Annotated in this window: 16 protein-coding genes; 6 read left to right on the top strand and 10 right to left on the bottom strand. The window is 64.0% G+C overall.

The genetic code is table 11. The annotated features are described in order from the left end of the window. Window positions 1–46: 46 nt before the first annotated feature. The 9 genes from aspS to ACFQNJ_RS09050 all read right to left on the bottom strand — a co-directional run bounded on the left by aspS (window position 47) and on the right by ACFQNJ_RS09050 (window position 10,952). Window positions 47–1,840, bottom strand: a complete 1,794-nt coding sequence (gene aspS / locus ACFQNJ_RS09010; RefSeq protein ID WP_382256269.1) for an aspartate--tRNA ligase — start codon at window positions 1,838–1,840, stop codon at window positions 47–49. A 20-nt stretch (window positions 1,841–1,860) separates the two neighbouring features. Next, the gene (locus tag ACFQNJ_RS09015) at window positions 1,861–2,511 is read right to left on the bottom strand and encodes a DUF502 domain-containing protein (protein ID WP_382256271.1); all 651 of its coding nucleotides are present in this window, start codon (window positions 2,509–2,511) and stop codon (window positions 1,861–1,863) included. Between the two features lie 15 nt (window positions 2,512–2,526). Continuing rightward, window positions 2,527–2,850 (bottom strand): FmdB family zinc ribbon protein, encoded by a 324-nt coding sequence (locus tag ACFQNJ_RS09020; RefSeq protein ID WP_374642569.1) that lies wholly within the window; start codon window positions 2,848–2,850, stop codon window positions 2,527–2,529. Between the two features lie 130 nt (window positions 2,851–2,980). Further along, the gene (gene ubiB / locus ACFQNJ_RS09025) at window positions 2,981–4,549 is read right to left on the bottom strand and encodes a ubiquinone biosynthesis regulatory protein kinase UbiB (RefSeq protein WP_382256273.1); all 1,569 of its coding nucleotides are present in this window, start codon (window positions 4,547–4,549) and stop codon (window positions 2,981–2,983) included. Beyond that, window positions 4,546–5,085, bottom strand: a complete 540-nt coding sequence (locus tag ACFQNJ_RS09030; RefSeq protein WP_382256275.1) for a hypothetical protein — start codon at window positions 5,083–5,085, stop codon at window positions 4,546–4,548. The genes ubiB and ACFQNJ_RS09030 overlap by 4 nt, the downstream gene beginning before the upstream one ends. 129 nt (window positions 5,086–5,214) lie before the next feature. Beyond that, entirely contained in the window at window positions 5,215–5,853 is a 639-nt protein-coding gene (locus tag ACFQNJ_RS09035; RefSeq protein WP_382256278.1) for a Tim44 domain-containing protein, read from the bottom strand. 23 nt (window positions 5,854–5,876) lie between these two features. Next, on the bottom strand, window positions 5,877–6,608 hold the full coding sequence (ubiE, locus tag ACFQNJ_RS09040) for a bifunctional demethylmenaquinone methyltransferase/2-methoxy-6-polyprenyl-1,4-benzoquinol methylase UbiE (protein WP_382256280.1): 732 nt from the start codon (window positions 6,606–6,608) through the stop codon (window positions 5,877–5,879). A 22-nt stretch (window positions 6,609–6,630) separates the two neighbouring features. Continuing rightward, complete coding sequence (locus ACFQNJ_RS09045; RefSeq protein ID WP_382256283.1) at window positions 6,631–7,044, bottom strand: gamma-butyrobetaine hydroxylase family protein; 414 nt, start codon at window positions 7,042–7,044, stop codon at window positions 6,631–6,633. Between the two features lie 17 nt (window positions 7,045–7,061). Then, window positions 7,062–10,952, bottom strand: a complete 3,891-nt coding sequence (locus ACFQNJ_RS09050) for a DUF3683 domain-containing protein (RefSeq protein WP_382256286.1) — start codon at window positions 10,950–10,952, stop codon at window positions 7,062–7,064. A 178-nt stretch (window positions 10,953–11,130) separates the two neighbouring features. Here ACFQNJ_RS09050 and ugpB point away from each other — a divergent pair, with 178 nt between their 5' ends. From ugpB to ugpQ, 5 genes are all read left to right on the top strand, one after another. Then, window positions 11,131–12,456 (top strand): sn-glycerol-3-phosphate ABC transporter substrate-binding protein UgpB, encoded by a 1,326-nt coding sequence (ugpB, locus tag ACFQNJ_RS09055; protein WP_374642542.1) that lies wholly within the window; start codon window positions 11,131–11,133, stop codon window positions 12,454–12,456. A gap of 91 nt (window positions 12,457–12,547) precedes the next feature. Then, a complete protein-coding gene (ugpA, locus tag ACFQNJ_RS09060; protein WP_382256290.1) occupies window positions 12,548–13,429 on the top strand; it encodes a sn-glycerol-3-phosphate ABC transporter permease UgpA in 882 nt (293 codons plus the stop codon). A gap of 10 nt (window positions 13,430–13,439) precedes the next feature. After that, window positions 13,440–14,294, top strand: coding sequence for a sn-glycerol-3-phosphate ABC transporter permease UgpE (ugpE, locus tag ACFQNJ_RS09065; protein ID WP_374642538.1), 855 nt, complete (start codon window positions 13,440–13,442; stop codon window positions 14,292–14,294). A gap of 11 nt (window positions 14,295–14,305) precedes the next feature. Next, window positions 14,306–15,310: a sn-glycerol-3-phosphate import ATP-binding protein UgpC gene (locus ACFQNJ_RS09070; protein WP_382256293.1), complete on the top strand. Its 1,005-nt coding sequence runs from the start codon at window positions 14,306–14,308 to the stop codon at window positions 15,308–15,310. Next, the gene (ugpQ, locus tag ACFQNJ_RS09075; protein ID WP_382256295.1) at window positions 15,307–16,050 is read left to right on the top strand and encodes a glycerophosphodiester phosphodiesterase; all 744 of its coding nucleotides are present in this window, start codon (window positions 15,307–15,309) and stop codon (window positions 16,048–16,050) included. Before ACFQNJ_RS09070 ends, ugpQ begins: the two co-directional genes overlap by 4 nt. Before the next feature lie 10 nt (window positions 16,051–16,060). Here the strand turns inward: ugpQ and ACFQNJ_RS09080 are convergent, their stop codons facing one another. Continuing rightward, window positions 16,061–16,327 (bottom strand): hypothetical protein, encoded by a 267-nt coding sequence (locus tag ACFQNJ_RS09080; RefSeq protein ID WP_382256298.1) that lies wholly within the window; start codon window positions 16,325–16,327, stop codon window positions 16,061–16,063. A 59-nt stretch (window positions 16,328–16,386) separates the two neighbouring features. Here ACFQNJ_RS09080 and hemA point away from each other — a divergent pair, with 59 nt between their 5' ends. Further along, on the top strand, window positions 16,387–17,658 hold the full coding sequence (hemA, locus tag ACFQNJ_RS09085; RefSeq protein ID WP_382256301.1) for a glutamyl-tRNA reductase: 1,272 nt from the start codon (window positions 16,387–16,389) through the stop codon (window positions 17,656–17,658). Window positions 17,659–17,696: the final 38 nt, after the last annotated feature.

The raw sequence follows: 17,696 nt of genomic DNA on the forward strand, positions 1-17,696 counted from the left end.
AAAAAAAAGGGCGCCCGCAGGCGCCCCATACTAGCCCAAACCAGCTTCACGCAGGTTGCGGATTTCGCAAGCGGATGTGCAGTTCGCGCAGTTGCTTTTCGTCCACCGGGCTCGGCGCCTGGGTCAGCAGGCACTGGGCGCGCTGGGTCTTGGGGAAGGCAATCACGTCGCGGATCGACTCGGCGCCGGTCATCAGGGTGATGATGCGATCAAGACCGAAGGCCAGGCCACCGTGAGGGGGCGCGCCGTACTGCAGCGCGTCCAGCAGGAAGCCGAACTTGAGCTGGGCTTCTTCGGGCGTGATCTTGAGCGCATCGAACACCTTCTGCTGCACGTCGGCACGGTGGATACGGACGGAGCCGCCACCGATTTCCCAGCCGTTGAGCACCATGTCGTAACCCTTGGCGATGCACTTCTCGGGCGCAGTGACCATCCAGTCTTCGTGGCCATCCTTGGGCGCGGTGAAGGGGTGGTGCACGGCGGTCCAGCGGTCGGCCTCTTCGTCGTACTCGAACATCGGGAAGTCCACCACCCACATCGGGGCCCAGCGGTCTTCGAACAGGCCGTTCTTCTTGCCCAGGGCGCTGTGCCCGATCTTCAGGCGCAGCGCGCCGATGGCGTCGTTGACGATCTTGGCCTTGTCGGCACCGAAGAACAGGATGTCGCCGTCCTGCGCGCCGCTGCGCTTGAGAATCTCATTCAGGGCCGTGTCGTGGATGTTCTTCACGATCGGGCTTTGCAGGCCGTCGCGGCCCTTGGCCAGTTCGTTGACCTTGATCCAGGCCAAGCCCTTGGCACCGTAGATCTTGACGAACTCGGTGTAGGCGTCGATCTCGCTGCGCGGCATCTCGGCGCCGCCGCGCACGCACAGGGCCACCACACGGCCGCCCTTCATCTGCGCCGGCGCGCTGAACACCTTGAAGTCCACGTCGGCCATGACATCGGTGAGTTCGGTGAACTCCATCTTCACGCGCAGATCGGGCTTGTCGGAGCCGAAGCGGTGCATGGCGTCGTTGTAGGCCATGATGGGGAACTCGCCCAGGTCCACGCCCAGGGTGTTCTGGAACACCGTCTTGATCATGCCCTGGAACATCGCGCGGATGTCTTCCTCGGTCAGGAACGAGGTCTCGATATCGATCTGGGTGAACTCGGGCTGGCGGTCGGCACGCAGGTCCTCGTCGCGGAAGCACTTGGTGATCTGGTAGTAGCGGTCGTAGCCGGCCACCATCAGCAGCTGCTTGAACAGCTGGGGCGACTGCGGCAGCGCGAAGAACTGGCCGTCGTGCACGCGGCTGGGCACCAGGTAGTCGCGCGCGCCTTCGGGCGTGCTCTTGGTCAGCATCGGCGTTTCGATGTCGATGAAGCCGTTGGCGTCGAGGAACTTGCGCACTTCCATGGCCACGCGGTAGCGCAGCATCAGGTTGTTCTGCATGTAGGGCCGGCGCAGGTCCAGCACGCGGTGCGTCAGGCGCGTGGTTTCGCTCAGGTTGTCGTCGTCCAGCTGGAACGGAGGCGTGACCGAGGGGTTGAGCACCTTGAGCTCGTGGCACAGCACTTCAATCTGGCCGCTCTTGAGCTTGTCGTTGGTGGTGCCTGCGGGGCGTGCGCGCACCAGGCCGGTGACCTGCACGCAGAACTCGTTGCGCACGTCTTCGGCGGTCTTGAACATCTCGGCGCGGTCGGGATCGCACACCACCTGCACATAGCCTTCGCGGTCGCGCAGGTCGATGAAGATCACGCCACCGTGGTCGCGGCGGCGGTTGACCCAGCCGCAAAGTTGCACGGTTTGGCCCAGCAGGGCCTCGGTCACCAGACCGCAATAGTGGGAACGCATGGACATGAAAGAACTCTCGAAGGGCGTCAGATCCGGGCTGACTCGGACGCCGATGGGACAGAAGGGGTGCCTTTGGCGCCGGACGGCACGATGACACCCATGGAAATCACATAAGTCAAGGCTTCGTCAACACTCATGGCCAGTTCGACACAGTCGCTGCGCCGAGCCATGACGAAGTAGCCCCCCGTGGGGTTGGGCGTGGTGGGGACGTACACGCTGACAAAGTCCTGGGGGTTGAGGTACTGGGCCACATCGCCGCCTGGGGCACCGGTCACAAAGCCGATGGTCCAGAGACCTTCACGGGGCCACTGGAGCAGCACCGCCTTGCGAAAGGCGTTGCCCTTCTCGGAAAACAAGGTATCCGATACCTGTTTGACGCCGGAATAGATGGACCGCACCACCGGAATCCGGTGCAGCAGCGCATGCCACCAGTTGACGAGCTTGTTGCCGATGATGTTGGAGGCCAGCGCACCAATCGACAGCAGCACGCCCAAGGCAAACAGCACGCCCAGGCCGGGCACCTTCACGCCCAGCCAGCGCTCAGGCTGCCAGGCGGCAGGCAGCACCTGCAGGGTCTGGTCCAGCGTGGACACCACCCATTCCAGCACCCACAGGGTGATGATGAGAGGTGCGAGGACCAGAAGTCCTGCCAGCAGCCACTTGCGCACGGCGTTCATCACGGACGGTCGGCCTCAGTGACAGGCACAGGAGCCACCGCAGGGGGTGGCGGCCGACGACGATGAGCTCGTGCTGTCGGACGCCGCAGGGGTGGATTCGGCAGCCGCCGCTGCGGGCGCCGAAGCAGCACCCGCCGCCGCAGAGGATCCGCCCGACCCGCCGCGGAAATCGGTGACATACCAGCCCGAACCCTTGAGCTGGAAACCGGCCGCCGTCAGCTGCTTGCGGAAGGTCTGCGCCCCGCAGGCCGGGCAATCGGTCAGGGGCGCGTCGGAGACTTTTTGCAGGACGTCCTTGGCATGGCCGCAGGACTCGCACTTGTAGGCATAGATCGGCATGGCGTGAACGACAGGAAAGCCCGGACGGCATGCCCTGCCCGTCAGATCGGCCAGCGCTTGCCCCGGAAAGTTGAACAAAACCCGTCATTATAGATACGGGCACACCCGGCGTCCTTCAAGGGCGCCTGCCTCACCAGAGGCGGATCCGCACGAGCACTTGCGTCACGATCAGGCCCAGCAGGAAGCCTATTCCGCCGTAGATGATGCCTTGCAGCAGACGGTTGGTGCGCCGCTGCTCGGCCAGGAGCAGTTCCAGCTGCTGGTCAGACACCCTGCTGCGCTGCTGCGCCAGGGCGTCGTGCAGCAAGCGGGGCAAGGCGGGGAGCAACTTGGCGTACTGCGGCGCCTCGGCCTTGAGCTGCTGCAGCAGGCGCTGGGGACCGATCTGCTCGGCCATCCAGCGCTCCAGGAAAGGCTTGGCAGTGTTCCACAGATCGAGCTCGGGATCCAGGTCACGGCCAAGGCCTTCAATGTTGAGCAGGGTCTTCTGCAAGAGAACCAGTTGCGGCTGGATCTCGACATGAAAGCGGCGGGACGTCTGGAACAGCCTCATCAGCACCATGCCCAGGGAAATTTCCTTGAGAGGGCGATCGAAATAGGGTTCGCACACCGCCCGGATGGCCGACTCCAGTTCGTCCACGCGGGTCTCGGGGGGCACCCAACCACTCTCGATGTGCAACTCGGCCACCCGCTTGTAGTCGCGCCGGAAAAAAGCGGTGAAGTTCTGGGCCAGGTATTCCTTGTCGAACTCGGTCAGGGTCCCGACAATCCCGAAATCCAGCGAGATGTAGCGCCCGAACGTCTCGGGCGCAACGCTGACCTGGATGTTGCCGGGGTGCATGTCGGCGTGAAAGAAACCGTCGCGGAAGACCTGGGTGAAGAAAATCGTGACACCGTCCCGTGCCAGCTTCGCGATATCCACGCCACGGTCACGCAATTCATCCACCCGGTTGATGGGAACGCCGTACATGCGCTCCATCACCATCACCTCCGTCCGGCAGTAGTCCCAGAACATTTCCGGAATCATCACCAGATCCAGACCGGTCATGTTGCGGCGCAACTGGGCGGCATTCGACGCCTCGCGCAGCAGATCCAGTTCGTCGTGCAGGTACTTGTCAAATTCGGCCACCACCTGGCGCGGCTTCAGGCGCTTGCCGTCGGCCGAGAGGGTCTCCACCCAGCCGGCCATCATGCGCATGAGGCTCAGGTCCTTCTCGATCACCGGCAGCATGTTTGGCCGCAGGACCTTGACGGCGACCTCGCGGCCGGCATACCGCGGATCCTTGAGCGTGGCGAAGTGAACCTGTGCGATGGAGGCGCTGGCCACCGGCACCTGATCGAAGCGCTCGAACACCTCGTCCAGACGCTTGCCGAAGGCCCGTTCGATGGTGGCGATGGCCACCGGTGTCGGGAATGCCGGAACCCGGTCCTGCAAGCGGGCCAGCTCGTCGGCAATGTCCGGCGGCAACAGATCCCGACGCGTGGACAGCACCTGTCCGAACTTCACGAAGATCGGGCCGAGCCTCTCCAGCGCCTCCCGCAGGCGCTGTCCACGGGGCGCATTCAGATTGCGACCAATGGAAACGACACGGGAAACCAGCCGGATGCCCGGATGCCGGAAACTTGAGAGCACCAGTTCATCCAGCCCGTGCCGCAGCACCACCCACAGGATGAAGACACCCCGGAACAGGCGCCTCATGCCGGGCGCCCGGAGCTTTCGCCAGCCGCCGGTGCGCCTTCATCGGGCCGCGCAGACGATCCACCGGAAACCTTGCCCACAAAAGCCCTCAGTCCGTGTGCCGCGGTGCTGGCGGCTCTCACCAGCGTGTGCGCGGCCGCATCGCCGACGAACCGGGACAGATCTTCTTCGACATCCCAGCGCACGTTGTCCACCAGCCAGGCCACTTCGGCCGCCAGTTGCACATCGCCCTGGATATCGACCTTCGGCTTGTCCCCGGACAGCACCGACCGCGCGATGTCCAGCGGTGAGGACTGCGTGAGCGTCACGGTGAGATCGGTTTTGGACTCTGGTGCTACCCGCTCGACCAGTCCGGCAGGCGTGGCCGCCAGCGCCAGGTGAATCTCACCCCATTGCATCCGCACCGGCTTGCCGACCTGGCGACGCAGGCGATCCTGAGCCTGCGGCTCCTGGATCAGCACATGGTTGAGGAAGAGCACCACCCGGTTCTGCAACTCGTCGATCATCCACTCGGGTGGCTGCAAGGCAGAGATCAAGCCCTGGAGACCTCCGGCCAAGCCGGAACGATCGGAACCAGACGGAAAGCGGGGGCTGTTGTTTCGCATGATGCCCCGATTTTGACGGATAAAAGCGCCCGCCAGCGGCGGTACCCGGAAAGAGCGTGCTTACTGGAGTGCTTGCACCCCGGAGACCAGCCAGGCACCTTCGCTGGCCTTGGGTCGGGTGATGTTCCAGATCTCCCGGAAGGGACTGGGCCCTGCCGCACCTGCCTCCCGGCTCATCCCGGAGAACTCGACACTGGCCACATAGTCCTGATCGTGGTCCTCGACCCCCAGCAACTGGGCGTCGAGCATCAGCACTTCGGTGCGAGAAGAGGCACCAGGCGTGGTGCGCTCACGCTCGGCGAGCTGGGCCTGAATCTGGTGGAGCATCCCTTCGGTCATCATGGCGCGAAGACTGGGCACATCCGACCGGTCCCAGGCCTCCTGCAGGCTCAGGAAGTTGGACTTGGAGGATTGCAGGAAAGCGTCGGCATCAAAACCATGAGGCACCGCATGGGCAATCCCAGCATCCATCGGGAACTGCGGCGCGATGGCGGCGGCCTCCCAGGGTCGGGCAGAGGCATCGTTGCCGACGTTCTTGGGGCTGTAGTCGCGTGGCAGGCGGGACTCCGGGCGTGACTGGCCCGATGCTTCTCTGACCACAAGGCGTTGGCCGGCGTCACCCGCGCGCGAGCGCAGAACCATCACGCCCACGATACCCAGGGCCGCCAGCCCCACGACCATCCACATCCAGCCCGCCATCTCGTCCTCCCGAAATCAGGGCATCAACACTTGATACCCATGTGCAGCGCGACCACGCCCGCGCTGAGGTTGTGTACGTCGACGTGGCCAAACCCCGCCGTCTTCATCATCTGCCGCAATTCCTCCTGGCCAGGGTGCATCCGGATGGACTCCGCCAGATACCGGTAGCTGTCCTCATCCTTCGCCACCCAGCGCCCCAACAGCGGCAGAACCTTGAAGGAATACCAGTCATAAGCCTTTTCGAGCGGCTTGGCGACCCGGGAAAACTCCAGAACCAGCAGTTTCCCCCCCGGTTTGAGGACGCGGCGCATCTCCGCGAGGGCCTGGTCCTTGTGGGTCATGTTGCGCAAACCAAACGCCACCGTGACGATGTGAAAGCTCTCGTCGGCAAACGGCAGTTTCTCGGCGTCGCAAACCATGGTGGGCAACACGACCCCAAGATCCAGCAGCCGGCTGCGCCCTTCGCGCAGCATGGCTTCATTGATGTCGGTGTGCACCACGCGCCCGGTCAGACCCACGCGACGCGCGAACGCCAGCGACAGATCGCCCGTACCGCCGGCAATGTCCAGCACCTGATCGCCCGGCCGGGGATTGGCCACATCGATGGTGTAGCGCTTCCAGACCCGGTGCAGACCCGCCGACATGAGGTCATTCATCACGTCGTACTTGGGCGCAACCGAGTCGAACACGCTGCGCACGTGCCGGGCCTTCTCCTGCTCGTCAACCGTCTTGAAGCCAAAATGGGTGGTCGCCATGGTTCGTTGTCTCCGTCGTCGCTCAGTGGCTGCCGCAGGCATGGCCTGACTTCACGGGCATCGGCGCATCGCGCTCGACGCCCGCTTCCTGCAGACGACGGAAGTAATCCTGCCAGAGCTCGTCCTGCTTCGATCCGAGGAAATAGAGGTAATCCCACGAGTAGATGCCCGAACTGTGACCGTCCGAGAAATTGGGCTGCACGGCGTAGTTGCCCACGGCCTCGAGTTCGACGATGGTGACGTCACGCTTGCCGGTCTGAAGGGTTTCCTGGCCAGGGCCATGGCCTTGGACCTCGGCCGAGGGCGAATAGACCCGCAGCAGCTCAAAAGGCAGGCGGAAGGTCTGACCGTCAGAGAACGCGATCTCCAGCACCTTCGAGGCGCTGTGCACCGTGATGTCCTGCGGCGTGGGGGTGTCTTTGTTCAGTCCTGCCATGGGGTTCTCCGAAGGGTTCAGACCAGCACGCGCTCGATGCCGCCCTGGTTGGCTTTTTCCACATACTGGGGCAACCAGTTCTCGCCCAGGATCTGGCGCGCCATTTCGACCACGATGTAGTCGGCTTCCAGCAAGCCGTTCTGCAGGTCGTCGGTGTAGCGCGATAGGCCCTGCAGACAGCTGGGGCATGAGGTCAGCATCTTGATGTTGGCTTTCTCACCGACCGTCCCGGCCGCGCGCAGGGCCGCCTCGCCCTTGCGGATCTCCTCTTCCTTGCGGAAGCGGATCTGGGTGGAAATGTCCGGGCGGCTCACACCCAGGGTTCCGCTTTCCCCGCAGCAGCGCTCGCTCTTCACCACAGCGTCGCCCACCAGGGCCTTGACCGTCTTCATGGGGTCCTGCAGCTTCATCGGCGTGTGGCAAGGGTCGTGATACAGGTAGCCGCCCTGCCCCGCCGGCAGCGTGATGCCCTTCTCCAGCAGGTACTCGTGAATATCGATGATGCGGCAGCCGGGGAAGATCTCCTCGAATTTGTAGCCCTGCAACTGGTCATAACAGGTGCCACACGAGACCACCACCGTCTTGATGTCCAGGTAGTTCAGCGTGTTGGCCACGCGGTGGAACAGCACCCGGTTGTCGGTGATCATCTGCTCGGCCTTGTCGAACTGGCCCGAGCCGCGCTGAGGGTAGCCGCAGCACAGGTAGCCCGGCGGCAGCACGGTCTGCACGCCCGCGTGCCAGAGCATGGCCTGCGTGGCCAGGCCCACCTGACTGAACAGACGCTCCGAACCGCAGCCCGGAAAGTAGAAGACCGCCTCGGTCTCACTGGTGGTGGCCTGCGGGTTGCGGATGATGGGGACGTAGTTCTTGTCCTCGATGTCCAGCAACGCGCGGGCCGTCTTCTTGGGCAGCCCGCCGGGCATCTTTTTGTTGATGAAATGGATCACCTGCTCCTTGATGGGAGCGGTGCCCAGCGTGGCCGGGGGCGCGCTGGTCTGCGCCCGGGCCGCGGGCTTGAGCAGCTTGTTGGCCAGGCGCTGGGCCTTGAAGCCCACATCCACCATGGCCGAGCGCATGAACTTGATGGTCTCGGGGTTGGTGGCATTGAGGAAGAACATGGCCGCGGCATTGCCGGGGCGGAAGCTCTTCTGGCCCATCTTGCGCAGCAGGTTGCGCATGTTCATCGACACGTCGCCGAAATCGATCTTCACCGGGCACGGCGTGTAGCACTTGTGGCAGACGGTGCAGTGATCGGCCACGTCTTCGAATTCTTCCCAGTGCTTGATGCTGATGCCGCGGCGCGTTTGCTCTTCGTAAAGGAAAGCCTCGATCAGCAGCGAGGTGGCCAGGATCTTGTTGCGTGGGCTGTAGAGCAGGTTGGCACGCGGTACGTGCGTGGCGCACACCGGCTTGCACTTGCCACAGCGCAGGCAGTCCTTGACCGAGTCGGCGATGGCGCCGATGTCGCTCTGCTGCATGATCAGCGACTCGTGACCCATCAGGCCGAACGAGGGTGTGTAGGCATTGGCCAGATCGGCCTGGCGCACGCTGGCATCGCGCGCCACCAGCGCCTGGTGCGCCGCGCCACGCAGCAGCTTGCCCTTGTTGAAACGCCCCTCGGGGTCGACCTTGGCCTTGTATTCGGCGAACGGGTTCAGCTCGTCGTCGCTGAGAAACTCCAGCTTGGTGATGCCGATACCGTGCTCACCCGAGATCACGCCGTCCAGACTGCGCGCCAGCACCATGATGCGGGCCACCGCCTCGTGCGCGGTCTGCAGCATCTCGTAGTCGTCGCTGTTGACCGGGATGTTGGTATGCACGTTGCCGTCACCGGCGTGCATGTGCAGCGCCACCCAGACGCGGCCCTTGAGCACGCGCTTGTGAATCGCGTTGCATTCGGCCAGGATGGGGCCGAAGGCCGCGCCGCTGAAGATCTGCTGCAGCGGGGCGCGGATCTGCGTCTTCCAGCTGGCGCGCAGCGTATGGTCCTGCAGTTGCGGGAAAAGCGTGTCCACGTCGCGCAGCCAGCCAGCCCACAGGGCGCGAACCTCGCGCACCAGCGCCAGCGCCTGTTGCACACGGTCTTCCAGCAGTTCGGCGTTGGGCAGGTCGTTGGCGTCGTCGGTCTTGCCCAGCGGCAGGCTGCCCCGGGCAAAGAAGGCCTCCAGCGCGTCGCACAGCTTGAGCTTGTTGCGCAGCGAGAGCTCGATGTTGATGCGCTCGATGCCCAGGGTGTACTCACCCATGCGCGGCAGCGGAATCACCACATCTTCGTTGATCTTGAAGGCGTTGGTGTGCTTGGAAATCGCGGCGGTGCGCTTGCGGTCGAGCCAGAATTTCTTGCGCGCCTCGTAGCTGATGGCCACGAAGCCTTCGCCGCTGCGGCCGTTGGCCAGGCGGATCACCTCGCTGGTGGCGCGGGCCACGGCGTCGGCGTCGTCACCGACGATATCACCGATCAACACCATCTTGGGCAGGGTGCCGCGCTTGCTCTTGGTGGCGTACCCCACGGCCTTGAGGTAGCGGTCGTCCAGGTGCTCCAGGCCAGCCAGCAGGGTGCCGCTGCGCTTCTGCTCGGCAAACATGAAGTCCTTGATCTCAACGATCGAGGGCACGCCATCCTTGGGGTTGCCAAAGAACTCCAGGCACACAGTGCGTGTGTGCTCGGGCATGCGGTGCACCACCCAACGGCCGCTGGTGATCAGACCGTCGCAACCCTCTTTCTGGATGCCCGGCAGGCCGCTCAGGAACTTGTCGGTCACATCCTTGCCCAGGCCTTCCTTGCGGAAGGTCTTGCCCGGGATGGCCAGCTGCTCGGTGCGCAGGTGGGTCTTGCCGTCGGCGGCGAAGTACTTGAGCTCGAAGGTGGCGACCTCGGCGTCGTGGATCTTGCCCAGGTTGTGGTCGAGGCGGGTGACCTCCAGCCACTCGGCCTGCGGCGTCACCATGCGCCAGCTCACCAGGTTGTCCAGCGCCGTGCCCCAGAGCACGGCCTTCTTGCCGCCTGCGTTCATGGCAATGTTGCCGCCCACGCACGAAGCCTCGGCTGAGGTCGGATCGACCGCGAACACGTAGCCCGCACGCTCGGCCGCGTCGGCCACGCGCTGCGTCACCACACCCGCCTCGGTCCACACCGTGGCCACGGGCTGTGCATGACCGGGAATCGAAACGTGCTCGACCTCGGTCATCGCTTCGAGCTTCTCGGTGTTGATGACCACGCTCTTCCAGGTCAGCGGGATGGCGCCCCCGGTGTAGCCGGTGCCGCCCCCGCGCGGGATGATGGTCAGTCCCAGCTCGACACAGCCCTTGACCAGGTGGGCCATCTCGGCTTCGGTGTCGGGCGTGAGCACCACGAAGGGGTATTCCACCCGCCAGTCGGTCGCATCGGTCACGTGCGACACGCGCGAGAGGCCGTCGAACTTGATGTTGTCCTTGGCGGTCAGCTTGCGCAGCACCTTGTTCGTGCGCTGGCGCAGTTCGGCCATCTCTTCAAAAGAGCGTGCAAACGACTCGACCGCCCCTCTGGCCGCGGTCAGCAGTTGGCCCACCAAGGCGTCACGTGCCGGGTCGTCCTGCGGCGTCCGGCGCTTTTGGACCTCACCCAGACGGTGATGCAAGGCATCGACCAGGGCCGAACGGCGCTTGGGGTTGTCCAGCAGGTCGTCCTGCAGGTAGGGATTGCGCTGCACCACCCAGATATCGCCCAGCACCTCGTAGAGCATGCGGGCGGAACGGCCTGTGCGGCGCTCGTTGCGCAACTCATCAAGCAGCACCCACGCCTGGGAGCCAAGCAGGCGCAAGACAATCTCACGATCCGAAAACGACGTGTAGTTGTAAGGGATCTCGCGAAGCCGGGGGGCGTCAGCCGCCTCGGCTGCCTGCAGGGACAGTGGGGTGGGGGCGTTCATGGGAGCTGGAGTCTCTCAGCAGGGACCGCTGAACCTTTGATGGTACCTCAGCGACACATGGGCCCACTCGCCCTATGGAAACCCCTGTTGTCATGTGTCATAAACGCGGTTGCAATCTTTTTGACACATTCAGACCGTAGGCTTCGCGGCTTGCACAACAACCTCAGGAGAACACGTCATGCGCCTTCCTTCACTTCGCAGCATTTCCCTGGCCATCGCGCTCGGCACCCTGGGTACGGGCTCTGCCCTGGCCCAGACCGAGATTCAGTGGTGGCACTCCATGGGAGGCGCGCTCGGCGAGTGGGTCAATGACCTGGCCAAGGATTTCAACGCCAGCCAGAAAGAGTACAAGATCGTGCCCACCTTCAAGGGCAGCTACGACGAGTCGATGACGGCGGCCATCGCTGCCTTCCGCGCCGGCAATGCCCCCCACGTCCTGCAGGTCTTTGAGGTGGGCACCGCCACGATGATGGCCAGCAAGGGGGCCATCGTGCCCGTGGGCGAAGTGATGAAGAAGGCGGGCGTCACCTTCGACGCCAACGCCTACGTGCCCGCCGTGGCTGGCTACTACACCGCCCCCAATGGCCAGATGCTGAGCTTCCCCTTCAACAGCTCGACCACGGTGTTCCACTACAACAAGGACGCCTTCAAGGCGGCCGGCCTTGACCCCAACAGCCCGCCGAAGACCTGGCCCGAAGTGGCGCTGGCGGCAGGCAAGCTCAAAGCCGCGGGTCACAAGTGCCCGTTCACCACCAGCTGGGTCAGCTGGACCCAGCTCGAGAGCTTCTCGGCCTGGCACAACACCGAGTTCGCGACCAAGGGCAACGGCATGCGCGGCATCGATGCCCGCCTGAGCTTCAACTCGCCGCTGCATGTGCGCCACATCGAGAACCTGGGCAACATGGCCAAGCAAGGCCTGTTCGTGTACAAGGGTCGTGGCAACGCCGCGGACGCCACCTTTGTCTCGGGCGAATGCGCCATGACCACGGGTTCGTCGGCGCTGTACGGCAACATCAAGCGCAACGCCAAGTTCGAGAGCGGCATCTCCACCCTGCCCTACTACCCGGATGTCCCCGGTGCACCCCAGAACACCGTCATCGGTGGTGCCAGCCTGTGGGTGATGGCTGGCAAGAAGGAAAACGAGTACAAGGGGGTGGCCCAGTTCTTCGCGCACCTGTCCAAGGCCGAGGAAGCGGCCAAGAGTCACCAGCGCACCGGCTACCTGCCGCTGACCAAGGCCTCCTACGAGCTGACGGAAAAAGCCGGCTTCTACAAGCAGAACCCGGGTACCGACGTTTCGGTGGAACAGATGATCCGCAAGACCACCGACAAGTCGCGCGGCATCCGTCTGGGCAACTTCGTCCAGATCCGCACCATCAACGATGAAGAACTGGAGCAGGTCTGGGCCGGCAAGAAGTCGGCCAAAGAGGCACTGGACACCGCTGTGAAGCGCGGCAATGAACAGCTGGAGCGCTTCCAGAAGGCCAACCAAGGCAAGATGTAATCATGGATCCGGCGGCGCGCCGCCGGGTCGCCTTTCTTTGACACCGCCCGAGGAATGTCCTGCCGGGCGGTGTTGCCTTTGATGGATCTCCATGGAAAAACGCGTCCGATTTCAGTCTGCCTGGCTGCCCTGGCTGCTGGTGGCCCCGCAGATGGCGATTGTGCTGGTCTTCTTCTTCTGGCCGGCTGCCCAAGCCCTGTACCAGAGCGTGCTTCAGCAGGATGCCTTTGGCACCTCCACCGAATACGTGGGCCTCGAAAACTTTGAACGGCTGTTCAACGATGACACCTACCTGGCGTCCTTCAAGACCACCGCCATCTTCTCGGTGCTGGTGGCTGTCTGCGGGTTGAGTATCGCGCTGCTGCTGGCGGTGATGGCCGACCGGGTCATCCGAGGGGCCGGTCTGTACAAGACGCTGCTGATCTGGCCCTATGCCGTGGCACCCGCGGTCGCCGGTGTGCTCTGGGTGTTCATGTTTGCTTCCCCCATGGGTGTGGTGGCCTACGCACTGCAGGTGGTGGGCGTGGAATGGAACCACATGCTCAAGAGCGAGCACGCCATGGCCCTGATCGTCATGGCGGCGGTCTGGAAGCAGATTTCCTACAACTTCCTGTTCTTCCTGGCCGGTCTGCAGTCGATCCCCCGCTCCCTGATCGAAGCCGCCGCCATTGATGGCGCCACGCCCTGGCACCGTTTCTGGACCATCGTGTTCCCCTTGCTCTCGCCCACCACCTTCTTCCTGCTGGTGATCAACGTTGTCTACGCCTTCTTCGACACCTTTGCCATCGTCGATGCGGCCACGCAAGGTGGTCCTGGCAAGGACACCGCCATCCTGGTCTACAAGGTCTACTACGACGGATTCAAGGCATTGGACATGGGCGGATCGGCTGCGCAATCGGTGATCCTGATGGCCATCGTCATCGTGCTGACGGTGATCCAGTTCCGCTATGTCGAGCGCAAGGTGCAGTACTGAAAGCAGCCAAATGATCGAACGACGCCCCTTCCTCGACATCCTGGCCCACGCCATCCTCATCATCGGCGTGGCCATCGTGGCCTTCCCGGTGTACCTCACCTTGGTCGCCTCGACCCAGTCGGCCCAGGAGATCGCCCAAAGCCGTCCGCTTTCCCTGCTGCCTGGCTCACACTTCCTGGAAAGCTATCGGCTGGCGCTCTTCGGGGGAGAAACCAGCATGGGCAGCAAGCTGCCTGCCGGCGGCCCCATGATGCTGGTCAGCCTGATCAGCGCCCTGGTGATCGCCATCGGCAAGATTGCCATCTCGCTGCTGTCGGCCTTTGCGATCGTCTACTTCCGGTTCCCCCTGCGGAATCTGGTGTTCTGGATGATCTTTGTCACCCTGATGCTCCCGGTCGAGGTGCGCATCGGCCCCACCTACGAGGTGGTCTCCAACCTGGGCATGCTGAACAGCTATGCAGGCCTGACCGTGCCCTTGATTGCTTCGGCCACGGCCACTTTCCTGTTCCGGCAGTTCTTCCTGACCGTGCCGGACGAACTGGTCGAGGCAGCCCGCGTCGATGGTGCCGGCCCGATGCGTTTCTTCAAGGACGTGCTGCTGCCCATGTCGACCACATCGATCGCGGCGCTGTTCGTCATCCAGTTCATCTACGGCTGGAACCAGTACCTGTGGCCCTTGCTGGTCACCACCGACGAGTCGATGTACCCGATCGTGCTGGGCATCAAGCGCCTGATCGCGGGCGAGGCCTACACCGAGTGGAACGTGGTCATGGCCACCGCCATGCTGGCCATGCTGCCCCCGGCCCTGGTCGTCATCCTGATGCAGAAGTGGTTCGTCAAGGGCCTCGTCGATACCGAAAAATAAACCGATCTGTCATGGCATCCCTCTCCTTTCGCAACGTCGTCAAGCAATACCACCAGGGCAAGCAGTCGCTGCAGGTGATCCACGGGGTCAACGCAGAGATTGCCGATGGTGAGTTCATCGTGATCGTCGGTCCGTCCGGCTGCGGCAAGTCCACGCTTCTTCGGATGGTCGCGGGTCTGGAAGAAATCACCGGTGGCGAGATCTGCATCGGCAGCCGGGTGGTCAACCGGCTGGAGCCCGCCGCGCGGGACATCGCCATGGTGTTCCAGAACTACGCGCTCTATCCGCACATGAGCGTGTTCGACAACATGGCCTACGGCCTGAAAATCCAGAAACTGCCCAAGGACGAGATCCGCGCGCGGGTGGAGAAGGCCGCCGGGATTCTCGAGCTGTCGCACCTGCTGGAACGCAAACCCCGACAGCTGTCGGGCGGCCAGCGCCAGCGCGTGGCGATGGGGCGTGCGATCGTCCGCCAACCCCAGGTGTTCCTGTTTGACGAACCCCTGTCCAACCTGGACGCCAAGCTGCGGGCACAGACACGCCTGGAAATCCAGAAGCTGCACCGGGAACTGGGCATCACCAGCCTGTTCGTGACACACGACCAGGTTGAGGCCATGACCCTGGCCCAGCGCATGATCGTCATGAACGGCGGACACATGGAGCAGTTCGGCACCCCGGAAGAAGTCTATGCCCGCCCGGCAACAACGTTCGTGGCCAGCTTCATCGGCTCACCCCCGATGAACCTGCTCAAGGATGTGCCAGGCGGCCGACCGGGCAGTCTGCTGGGCATCCGTCCGGAGCATCTGGACATCGCCGATGGCGGTTGGCAGGTCCAGGTCTTGACCGTCGAGCTGCTCGGTGCCGAGCGCCTGATCCACACCCGACTGGCTGGCGAACCCTTGATCATTCGCCTGCACGAGGACCAGGGCGCCCCCGTCGTGGGCAGCACCATCAGCGTCAAGCCGCGGGAAGACAGGGTGCACTGGTTCGATGCCGAGACCGGGAGGCGTCAGTGAAGCCCTGGCCCTACCCGCGCTGGATCGCCCACCGGGGCGCCGGCAAACTGGCCCCGGAAAACACCCTGGCGGCCTTTCGCCTTGGCGCGCAGCATGGCTACCGCATGTTTGAATGCGACGCCAAGCTCAGCGCCGACGGCCAGGTCTTCCTGCTGCACGACGCCACCCTGGAGCGGACCACCAATGGCAGCGGCACCGCAGGAGAACTGCCATGGTCTGCGTTGTCACGGCTGGATGCAGGCAGCTGGCATTCGCGAGGGTTCGCCGGAGAACCGGTTTGCACGCTGGAAGCGCTGTCCCGCTGGTGCCTGGCCAACGCCTGCTTGCTGAACATCGAAATCAAACCCACACCTGGGCAGGAGCACGAGACCGGTACCGCGGTCGCCCGCGAAGCGGCCCGCCTGTGGGCCGGTGCGGCTACCCCACCACTGCTCACATCGTTCCGGCCCGAGGCCTTGGCGGCCGCCCAGGCCGCTGCACCCCACCTGCCCAGAGGTTTGCTGCTGGATTCGCTGTGGAGCGGATGGGAGGGTTTTGCGCAGTCCCTTGAATGCGTGGCTCTGGTGTGTAACCACGCGCTGTGGGATGAGGCACTCGTGGAGGAGGCCCGCCGCATGGGCCTGCGGCAACTGAGTTACACGGTCAACGACGAATGGGCGGCACAACGCCTGATCTCTCTGGGTACCGACGGCATCATCACCGATGCGGTCGACCGGTTTGCACCGGCAGATCCGTCCTGATGGATGAGCGTCAGGACCGGCGCAAGTACCAGGCCATGCTGCCCTGCGCCAGCACCAGTGCGGCATAGGTGGCCATCTTGCCGTCTCGACCGAACCAGATGAGGCCCGCCAGCAGGACCCCGAAGCCGGCCAGACTCAGCCAGAGCGTGTCCTTGATGAACCCCCTCCAGCGGGTTTTTCCCCAGCGCAGGCGGGGGATCAGCGACAGCATCAGCGCGACCACCAGGGCGGGGGCGAAAAAGTTGGCCACATGCCCCAAGGCAGCAATCGCAGTCATTGAATCGTCCGAAGTGAGGCGTCGTTGGAGTCGGGGCAAGGGAATTTTATAATCCGTCAATGTCTGTCTGGGCGCTCGGCATCAATCACCACACCGCTCCGCTCGATTTGCGCGGGCGGTTTGCGTTTGCGCTCGACCAGATCCAGCCCACGCTGCACGGCTATCGCCAGAGTCTTGCCCGCCAACCCGAAGCGACGCTGCTGTCCACCTGCAACCGCACAGAGCTGTATGGCGCCGGTGACCAGTCGGCCGTCGAGCCGACCCTGGACTGGCTGGCCAGTATGGGCGGGGTCAGTCCCCATGTCCTGCGCGACCACGCGTACATCCTTCGTGAGGACCAGGCCGCACGGCATGCGTTCCGCGTGGCCAGCGGCTTGGACAGCATGGTGCTCGGTGAAGCCCAGATCCTGGGCCAGATGAAGGACGCGGTGCGTGCAGCCGACGAAGCAGGAGCATTGGGCACCACCCTGCACCAGTTGTTCCAGCGGTCGTTTGCGGTGGCCAAGCAGGTACGCACCTCCACCGAAATCGGCGCCCACTCCATCAGCATGACAGCGGCAGCCGTGCGGCTGGCTGGCCAGCTCTTTGAAGACCTCAAGGACATCAAGGTGCTGTTTGTCGGCGCCGGCGAAATGATCGAACTGGCGGCCACGCATTTTGCGGCCAAGACCCCCAAGGCCATGGCCATCGCCAACCGCACGCTGGAACGCGGTGAAAACCTGGCCAGCCGCTTCGGCGCCCAGGTCATGCGACTGGCCGACATTCCCGATCGCTTGCACGAGTTCGACGCCGTGGTCAGCTGCACGGCCAGCACCCTGCCCATCATCGGACTGGGGGCGGTCGAACGGGCGCTCAAGCGTCGCAAGCACCGCCCCATGTTCATGGTGGACCTGGCGGTGCCCCGGGACATCGAGATCGAGGTCAAGGGTCTGGATGACGTGTTTCTTTACACGGTGGACGATCTGGCCTCTGTGGTGCAGACCGGCAGGGACAACCGGCAGGCCGCCGTGGCGCAAGCCGAAGCCATCATCGATGCCGGTGTGCTCAGCTTCATGCACTGGCTGGAGCAGCGCGATCCGGCCAAGGGCGTGGTACCCCTGATCCAGCAGATCAACGCCCAGGCAGACGCCTGGCGAGCCGCTGAGCTGGCTCGGGCCAAAAAGCTGCTGGCCCGCGGCGAACCTGTCGAGGCTGTTCTGGAAGCTTTGTCCAAGGGGCTGACGCAGAAGATGCTGCACGGCACCCTGGCCGAATTGCACGCGGGTGATGCCGAGACCCGTGCGGCCACAGCACAGACGGTCTCGCGTCTGTTCCTGCGCGAAAAGTCCTAGCGACCTCCACTGGCGCCTCTCGCGCCCAGCACGGCCCG

The organism is Hydrogenophaga bisanensis, assembly GCF_042665135.1.
Classification (GTDB): Bacteria; Pseudomonadota; Gammaproteobacteria; order Burkholderiales; family Burkholderiaceae_C; genus Hydrogenophaga; species Hydrogenophaga bisanensis.